Annotated in this window: 7 protein-coding genes; all 7 read right to left on the bottom strand. The window is 70.3% G+C overall.

The features are described from left to right. Nucleotides 1-192 precede the first annotated feature (192 nt). Nucleotides 193-1,443 (bottom strand): class I SAM-dependent methyltransferase, encoded by a 1,251-nt coding sequence (locus ACT3UN_RS12575; RefSeq protein WP_444626395.1) that lies wholly within the window; start codon nt 1,441-1,443, stop codon nt 193-195. Then, nucleotides 1,440-2,294, bottom strand: coding sequence for an NUDIX hydrolase (locus ACT3UN_RS12570; RefSeq protein WP_301443939.1), 855 nt, complete (start codon nt 2,292-2,294; stop codon nt 1,440-1,442). Before ACT3UN_RS12570 ends, ACT3UN_RS12575 begins: the two co-directional genes overlap by 4 nt. A gap of 154 nt (nt 2,295-2,448) precedes the next feature. Then, entirely contained in the window at nt 2,449-3,315 is an 867-nt protein-coding gene (locus tag ACT3UN_RS12565; RefSeq protein ID WP_301443937.1) for an ABC transporter ATP-binding protein, read from the bottom strand. Nucleotides 3,316-3,370: 55 nt separating this feature from the next. Further along, nucleotides 3,371-4,375, bottom strand: coding sequence for a tetratricopeptide repeat protein (locus ACT3UN_RS12560; protein ID WP_441579533.1), 1,005 nt, complete (start codon nt 4,373-4,375; stop codon nt 3,371-3,373). Between the two features lie 11 nt (nt 4,376-4,386). Next, complete coding sequence (locus ACT3UN_RS12555) at nt 4,387-4,698, bottom strand: hypothetical protein (RefSeq protein ID WP_441579534.1); 312 nt, start codon at nt 4,696-4,698, stop codon at nt 4,387-4,389. A gap of 20 nt (nt 4,699-4,718) precedes the next feature. Continuing rightward, the gene (gene nucS / locus ACT3UN_RS12550) at nt 4,719-5,420 is read right to left on the bottom strand and encodes an endonuclease NucS (RefSeq protein WP_301443185.1); all 702 of its coding nucleotides are present in this window, start codon (nt 5,418-5,420) and stop codon (nt 4,719-4,721) included. 10 nt (nt 5,421-5,430) lie between these two features. Continuing rightward, the gene (locus ACT3UN_RS12545; RefSeq protein ID WP_444626430.1) at nt 5,431-5,856 is read right to left on the bottom strand and encodes a DUF2550 domain-containing protein; all 426 of its coding nucleotides are present in this window, start codon (nt 5,854-5,856) and stop codon (nt 5,431-5,433) included. Nucleotides 5,857-6,000 lie beyond the last annotated feature (144 nt).

Genomic DNA, 6,000 nt, shown 5'->3' with positions numbered 1-6,000 from the left:
CTGCTTGACCAGAACCACGATGTTCGACATTCATAGGCCTTCCTGCTTGGGGTGCTTTTCTTCGGTCCGAAGTCTACCTGCGAATCACCGTGATGTACCCCACATTGGGATTTCCCCCCGGGTCACGTCACCGGCGTAAGCGCGTCACCTGCGACGACGAGGCCAACTGTCGCAGAAATCATTTATTTAGAACTACCCCCGCAGGTGTAGTTCCTCGGTGATGACCGCTACAGAGGCGTCGCCGATCCGGGTGAGCACGACCGTCAGCTCCCGCCCGCCCTTGAGCTTCATCTTGCGGCGCAACTGGTCCGGGTCGACGTCGACCCCACGCACCAGGATCTCCAGACGTCCGCAGTCCAACGCCGCCAACGCCGGACGCAGTTTCTTCAGCTGGACCTCCTCGATCACCTCGAAGACGCGCTGGCCGGGCAGGAAGGCCCCCTCCGTCCCCGTCCCCGTCCCCCTCGCCGACAGGTCCTCCAGGGAGTCGCCGCTGAGGTAGGCGATGTGCGGGTCCACCCGCCACCAGCCCAGGGCGGCGGCGTACTGACGGACCAGCCCGGCGCGCACCACCGCACCGTCCGGGTCAAGGATGTAGCGCCCCACGCGGCCCACCTCCTCGGACTCCGGGTCGTCGGAGGTCAGGACGCGGCGTCGACCGTCGCGGAAGACCACGGCCCGACGCTCGTGCGCCGCGAGCTCCGGGGTGTAGAGGCACGCCTCCTTCACCCCGCCGTCCACGCTGACCACGTCGACCTGGCCCTCCCACTCGCCGTAGTCGATGCCCGGGGCGCACTTCACCGCCACCGCGGACCCCCGGTGCGCCTCGAGCAGGTCCGGCAGCGGCGGAAGCAGGTCCTTCGGGTCGCGGATCCGCCCGCGGGCCGTCCGGCGGGCCGGGTCCGCGACCACCACGTCCACGGCACCGGGGGCGAAGACGGGACGCACCGCGTCGGCACGCACCAGCGCGACGCGTCCTGCGTCCTGTCCTGTGACCGTCATGTTGTGGCGCGCCATCGCCAGCCGGGACGGATCCAGGTCGCCGCCGAGCACCGTGCCGAAGCGTCCGGCGAGATGCGGCAGCTCGGTACCGACCGAGCAGGTCACGTCGGCGACGACGAGCCCCCCGCCCGCCTGCCCGCCGGTGCCGGCCCCGAGCATGGTGGCGATGTGGTCCGCCCGCTCGGCGGCCACCACCGCCGGTGTCGCCTGCTGGGCGGAGTCCCCGCACACCAGCCAGTCACCGGGCACCTTGCCGCCGGCCACGGCCGAACGCCGGGCGGCGACCAGCTCCATCAGGGCGCGGGCGTGCTCGCCGTGTTCCCGGCGCAGCGTCGCGGTGTCAGCGACCCGGCTCGACTTCGTCAGCGCGAGGTTCTCCGCCCCGGCCACGGCGTCCGGGTGCGCCACGAGCCAGTCGACCTCCTCCAGCGTGAAACTCACGCGAACGGGGACGGGGGCAGCTCCCCCGGGTCGACGGCGAACTTCATGCCGGGGGCGAACACCCGCTCGGGGTAGCCGTACATCCGGGTCTCCAGCAGGTAGTACTCGGCCATGTAGGGCTCGTCGACCGGCTCGGAACGCACCGGGTCCACCCGCAGCGTCTCGGCGAAGTCCAGGATCTCCCCGACACTGCGGAAGGTGTCGAGCATCTTCAGCTGCGACCACGTCGGCGGCATGAGGTTGATCTTGCGGTTGCGCCAGCCGTCGAGCAGCGTGGCCGGACGGAACCAGCCCGTCGAACTGGCCTCACGGGTGTCCCCGTGCGTCTCTTGCCCCTCGGGCATCGCGGCGACGAAGAACGCCGTGTCGTACCGGATCGGCTGCGACTCCGGGGTCACCCAGTTCGCCCACGGGCGCAGCAGGTCGCCGCGCAGCACCAGGTCGTGCATGCTCAGGAAGTCGGAGAAGGCCAGCCGGTGCTGCTCGAGCTCCTGCCGGAACGGCAGGTAGGGAACCGTGTCGCGCACCGGCCCGGAACCGTTCTCCCCTGCCTCACCGGCATAGCCGGCCAGCAGGGTGCCGGTCTCCTCGAAAGTCTCGCGCACCGCCGCGCACACCAGGGCGCGCGCCAGTTCCGGCGAGGTCCCCAGCCGCTCGCCCCACCACTGCGGCGAGGGGCCCTGCCAGCCGATCTCCGGGGAGTCGTGGCCGTCGCCGTCGCCGTCGCCGGGCAGGTCCCGGGCGTCCACCCCGCCACCGGGGAAGACCGTCATCTCCGCGCAGAAACGCATCGTGCTCGCACGCTCCTGGACGTACACCTCCGGGCCGCTGAGCGTATCTCGCAGCAGCATCAGCGTCGAGGCGTGCCGGGCCGGCACGACCGCCCCCGGGGCCCCGTCACGTGCCCTGTCAGGTGCCCCGTCACGTGCGCCGTCACGCTCACTGCCGTTCACACTGCCGTCCACCATGTCCTCCACCATAGTCGTGTGGGCCGGTTCCTGGCCCTCAGCGTGCCCGGTGGCTTCCCCCGGTGCGTGCCCTGCGCGCGAAGTAGCGCCCGTCGTCGAAGGACAACGAGATCGGCTGGTGGTACGCCCGGGTCAGGTTCTCGGAGGTCATCACGTCCTCCAGCAGCCCCTGGGCGACCACCCTGCCCTCGTCGAGGATCATGCCGTGGGTGAATCCCGGGGGGATCTCCTCGACGTGGTGGGTCACCATCACCGTCGCAGGGGCGTCCGGGTCCTCCGCCAGCTCCCCGAGCATGCGCACCAGGTCCTCACGCCCACCCAGGTCCAGGCCTGCGCCCGGCTCGTCGAGCAGCAGCAGTTCAGGGTCGGTCATCAGGGCACGCGCGATCAGCACGCGTTTACGCTCGCCCTCGCTCAGCGTCTCCCAGGTCTGCTCCCCCAGGTGCAGCGCACCCATCTGCTCCAGGATCTCCATGGCACGCAGTTCATCACCCCGGTCGTAGCGTTCACGCCAGCGGCCCATCACGTCGTAGCCGGCGGAGATCACCAGGTCGAGGACCTTCTCCCCGCCGGGCACCTGGTGGGCCACCGCGGCCGACGACATGCCCACCGCGGTGCGCAGCTCGCGCACGTCCGTCTTGCCCAGGGTCTCCCCCACGATCCGGGCGGTGCCGGACGAGGGGTACTGGCGCGCCCCGGCGATGGTCAGCAGGGAGGTCTTGCCCGCCCCGTTCGGACCGATGATGATCCACCGCTCGTCGACCTCGACCTGCCAGGTCACCGGGTGCAGGACATGGCGTCCGTCGCGGACGATGGTCACCTCGCGCAGGTCGAGGACGAGGTCCTCGTCGAGGGCGTCGGCGGTGGCGGGTGAGGAGATGATGGTGTCGTTCACGTCCTCCATCGTGCCCTACCGTGCCGCGCCGTGGTGGATCAGGGGTCCACCGGCCCCACCCACCTCAGAACAGTGCCGAGGCCATGCGGGTACGCGCCGCGATGACCTCGGCATCGGCGGTGTCGTACATGGCGAAGATCTCCAGCAGCCGGCTGCGCGCGGCGTCGCGCTCGTCGCCGGCGCTGGTCCTGATGCGCTCGATGAGGGTGTCGAAGGCCTGCACCCGCTCACCGGCCAGCAGCAGGTCGTCGACCTCGTCGGACGCCCCCTGCGCCGAACGCTCCAGCAGCAGTGCCGTCACGCGGGCGGCACGCGCCTCCGCCACCAGTTCCTGCACGGCCTCCGGCTCCGCGGCGGGGTCTGCGCCAGGGTTCGCGATGATCTCGTCGTAGACCGCGACCGCCCCGGCGTAGTCCTCGCCGTCCAGCAGGACGCCGGCGCGCTCGAAGCGCGGGTCGACGGCGTCCTCTCCCCCGTCGGTGGCGTCAAGGCCGTCAGCGCCGGCACCGGCGTCTTCGCTACCGTCGGACTCCGGCAGCCCCGGCAGCCGACCGTCCACGGCGCGCACGACGGCGTCCACGAACTGCGCGATCTGCTCGGCGGGCTGCACGCCCTCGAAGTTCGTCAACGGACGTCCGCCGGCCAGCGCCAGCACCGTGGGCACGGCCTGCACCTGCAGCGCCTGGGCGATCTCCGGGGTGGTGTCCACGTCAACCTCGCGGAAGACCCACTGCACGGGGGCGCCGGAGGCGTCCTGCGCCTCAGCCAGTCGGGTGAATTCGGCGGACATCTCCGCGCACCCCTCGGCACGCGGACTGCCCAGCAGAAGGATCACCGCGACCTGGGTGGAGCGCACCACCAGGTCCTGCTCGAAACTCTCCGGCGTCACCGCCGCACTACGGGCGATGCGCGCCCCCGACTCGGCCTCCTGCCTCGACCTTTCCGCCGCCCGCTGGCGTTGGTCGGCGGCCTCCTTGACCGCCCCGAGGTCCACGGCGCCGGCCGCGAAACGGTTCGGGGCCGCCGCGCCGCCCTGTTGATGCTGTCCCGGATGGTTCGGTGTCGTCATGGCGCCCCATCTTAGCGCCGCCCCGTACGCCTCCGCTCCCAACACCCGGAGTGCCAGTGACGCCGGTCGTCGCCACCGCGGTGCGAGTCCGGCCAGGCGACGATGTGCGCCACCCCCGGCGGGATGTTCTGGTTGCAGCCCGGGCAGACGTAGTACTTCACCGCCGCCTTCGGGCCGATCCGTCGAACCAGGTAACTCTCCGTCCAGCCGGACGTCCCGCCCGCCCAGGACGGCGCGTCCTCACGCCGGGTGCCCAGGTAGGACCCACCGTCGCGCGGCAGCCCGCGCGACGGGGTCGCGTCCCTCCTGTTGCGTCTCGGCATCGACCCGCTCCCGGCCTACGTCAGAACAGGCGGAGCTCGTCGGACTCCACCCCGCGCATCGCCTGGTAGTCCAGGGTGACGCAGCGGAAGCCACGGTCCTCGGCCAGGGTCTTGGCCTGGGGCTTGATCTCCTGGGCGGCGAAGACACCCTGCACCGGGGCCAGGAGCTCGTCCCGGTTGAGCAGCTCCACGTACCGGCTGAGCTGCTCCACCCCGTCGATGCCACCGCGCCGCTTGATCTCCACGGCGACGGCCGCACCGTCGGCGTCGCGGGAGAGGATGTCGATCGGCCCGATCGCGGTCGGGTACTCCCGGCGCACCAGGGTGTAGCCCTCCCCCAGGATGTCGATCTGCTCAGCGAGCAGCTCCTGCAGGTGCGACTCCACACCGTCCTTGACCAGGCCCGGATCTTCACCGAGCTCGTGGGAGGTGTCGGAGTAGACCGTGCCGATCTTGATGGTCAGGCGTTCCTTCTTCGGGTTCTCCACCGTCCACACCGCCGTCACGCCCTGCTCCGACAGCTCGTCGGGGACGTCGTCGCCCTCGGCGACGCTGAGCGTGCACGGCGGCGTCATCCAGTTCAACGGCTTGTAGGCACGGTCGTCGGCGTGGATGCTCACCGAGCCGTCCGCCTTCACCATGACCAGACGGTCAGCTTCCGGGAGATGGGCCGCGAGGCGCCCCTCGTAGTCGACGGAGCAGCGGCAGATGACCAAACGCATGAGGGACAGGCTACCGTATGCCCCGTTTCCTCACCGTGCGCAGGTCCGAGCGAATCATCCGCTCCGAAGGTGCCGACTCCAGCCACGACACCAGGGCCGTGTCCCCCGCATCGTCCAGGGCGACCTCCCAGGTCTTGGCCCCGTCCTCCAACGTCATCACGTGAAGCTCGGGCTCCAGGAAGGCCGACTCACGGTCGGTGATGATGCGCCGGTCGGTGATCTCGGTGTGGTGCCGGTTGAGCTGCAGGTCCGACTCCGGACGCACGGAGCGCAGCTTGTACACCCGGGCGATACCGCTGCCGTATACAAGAACCCCGTGGCGCCAGTGCCGCCCGTCCTGGTTGGGAAGGCTTCTGACCACCACGGGGATGCCCCGACTGCGGAGGGTGAGGAATCTCGCGCCGGCGATTATCACGCCACATGCGAGTGCGATCACCACGACGGTAATCAGAATGTTCAACAGCACCAGTCACGCCCCTTCTCGGTCGCGATCCCTCCGCACGGTGGTCATCCGGGCCGGCGGGGTCGCGCCTTAGAACTTTTCGTCGATATTACCGTCGTTCAGGGGCAGTACCAAAAG

The organism is Corynebacterium sp. AOP12-C2-36 (assembly GCF_052379185.1).
In the GTDB taxonomy this organism is placed as follows: Bacteria; Actinomycetota; Actinomycetes; order Mycobacteriales; family Mycobacteriaceae; genus Corynebacterium.
This window is presented reverse-complemented; position numbering and strand designations above follow the sequence as displayed.

Excerpts from the sequence above, each read along its gene's own strand:
- ACT3UN_RS12565 (WP_301443937.1), bottom strand. The coding sequence starts at position 3,315 with ATGGAGGACGTGAACGACACCATCATCTCCTCACCCGCCACCGCCGAC.
- ACT3UN_RS12570 (WP_301443939.1), bottom strand. The coding sequence starts at position 2,294 with ATGCTGCTGCGAGATACGCTCAGCGGCCCGGAGGTGTACGTCCAGGAG.
- ACT3UN_RS12560 (WP_441579533.1), bottom strand. The coding sequence starts at position 4,375 with ATGACGACACCGAACCATCCGGGACAGCATCAACAGGGCGGCGCGGCG.
- ACT3UN_RS12555 (WP_441579534.1), bottom strand. The coding sequence starts at position 4,698 with ATGCCGAGACGCAACAGGAGGGACGCGACCCCGTCGCGCGGGCTGCCG.
- nucS (WP_301443185.1), bottom strand. The coding sequence starts at position 5,420 with ATGCGTTTGGTCATCTGCCGCTGCTCCGTCGACTACGAGGGGCGCCTC.